The 1132-nt window shown below is 32.9% G+C and carries 4 protein-coding genes; all 4 read right to left on the bottom strand.

The annotated features are described in order from the left end of the window. Positions 1 to 99 precede the first annotated feature (99 nt). Genes AB4Y15_RS14105 through AB4Y15_RS14090 form a run of 4 tightly spaced genes read right to left on the bottom strand, consistent with a single transcriptional unit; the run spans position 100 to position 944 of the window. Positions 100 to 273, bottom strand: a complete 174-nt coding sequence (locus tag AB4Y15_RS14105; protein WP_427340966.1) for a hypothetical protein — start codon at positions 271 to 273, stop codon at positions 100 to 102. Further along, complete coding sequence (locus AB4Y15_RS14100) at positions 221 to 376, bottom strand: hypothetical protein (RefSeq protein ID WP_427340965.1); 156 nt, start codon at positions 374 to 376, stop codon at positions 221 to 223. The genes AB4Y15_RS14105 and AB4Y15_RS14100 overlap by 53 nt, the downstream gene beginning before the upstream one ends. A gap of 18 nt (positions 377 to 394) precedes the next feature. Continuing rightward, the gene (locus AB4Y15_RS14095) at positions 395 to 784 is read right to left on the bottom strand and encodes a single-stranded DNA-binding protein (protein WP_427340964.1); all 390 of its coding nucleotides are present in this window, start codon (positions 782 to 784) and stop codon (positions 395 to 397) included. Position 785: 1 nt separating this feature from the next. Then, positions 786 to 944, bottom strand: a complete 159-nt coding sequence (locus tag AB4Y15_RS14090) for a hypothetical protein (protein ID WP_427340963.1) — start codon at positions 942 to 944, stop codon at positions 786 to 788. Positions 945 to 1132: the final 188 nt, after the last annotated feature.

Here is a 1132-nt window from a genome sequence, read left to right as displayed (position 1 = left end):
TCGGCTGCTTTCATATCAAAGATAGCTATATCAATTTCATCTTCTGTTGTTGCATTATTAAATCTGTTTTCAGCACACTTTAATTCCAATTGAGCTTGTCTAATTTCTTCTTGCAACATTAATACCACCTCGTTTTAAAGTATCTATTGATTGTTTCATCTGTTGCATTCTCAATAAATCAATTCCAGCTTCAATACATTCCTTCAAGTCCATGCCCTGTTCAATTGCAAGTTTTTCTATACTTTTTGCTAACTTCATTGCAAATTGGTCCATAATATCGCCCCCTTCTCGGCCTTATTTTCATAAGTCCTAAAGATTGGTCTACAGAATAATTTTTAACTATACACAGAAATAATGCATGCCAGTTATTTCTCATTCATATCCCCCATTCATTCTAAAATGGAATTTCCTCGTCGTATACAGGTTGAAATCCGTCTGGTGTATCATCATTAGCTTGTCCCTTGTTACCCCAATCTAGGAATTGTACTCTATCCGCCACTATCTCTGTAACATATCTTCTTTCACCTTGCTGTGTTTCATATGACCTAGTCTGTATTCTGCCTTGAATTCCTACTAATCTACCTTTTCCTAGATAGTTAGCACAATTTTCAGCTTGTTTACCCCAAACTACAATTTTAAAAAAATCAGTTTCTCTTTCTCCTTTTGTATTAGTAAAAGGTCTATCAACTGCTATATTAAAGGTGGCAACTGCTTTTCCGTTTCCAGGTAGAAATCTCAATTCTGGGTCTCTTGTCAATCTGCCAATTAAAACTACGCTGTTCATTCTATCCCTCCATTTGTTTAACTATTTCTTTAGCTTTCTCCAACGCTGCTATTAACTTTTTAGTGTTATTTCTAGCTTTTTCTGTAGCAAGATTTTTTAATATTTTCTTGTTCATGTCTATATCATATTCAAGCCATTTAATTACCTCATCATATTCCATTGTTTCACCTCACAAAACTTATATTAATGCATATCTACAAAATTATATCTAGCCTATCTTGAATTTTACTAATTGGTACTAATACATATTGCTCTAATAGAGGGTCATCATCTAAATCTCCTGTATAGTTTTCATTTAATACATTTATCCAATATCTACCTTCTTCTTCATCAATAATAATCTGTATA

This window comes from Caloranaerobacter longqiensis, from assembly GCF_050286925.1.
Taxonomy (GTDB): domain Bacteria; phylum Bacillota; class Clostridia; order Tissierellales; family Thermohalobacteraceae; genus Caloranaerobacter.
Note: the sequence above shows the minus strand (reverse complement) of the source record. Positions and strands in the feature narration are given on the sequence as shown.

Bases quoted from the DNA above. Each gene is read 5' to 3' on its own strand.
- AB4Y15_RS14105 (WP_427340966.1), bottom strand. From the start codon at position 273: ATGGACCAATTTGCAATGAAGTTAGCAAAAAGTATAGAAAAACTTGCA.
- AB4Y15_RS14100 (WP_427340965.1), bottom strand. From the start codon at position 376: ATGAGAAATAACTGGCATGCATTATTTCTGTGTATAGTTAAAAATTAT.
- AB4Y15_RS14095 (WP_427340964.1), bottom strand. From the start codon at position 784: ATGAACAGCGTAGTTTTAATTGGCAGATTGACAAGAGACCCAGAATTG.
- AB4Y15_RS14090 (WP_427340963.1), bottom strand. From the start codon at position 944: ATGGAATATGATGAGGTAATTAAATGGCTTGAATATGATATAGACATG.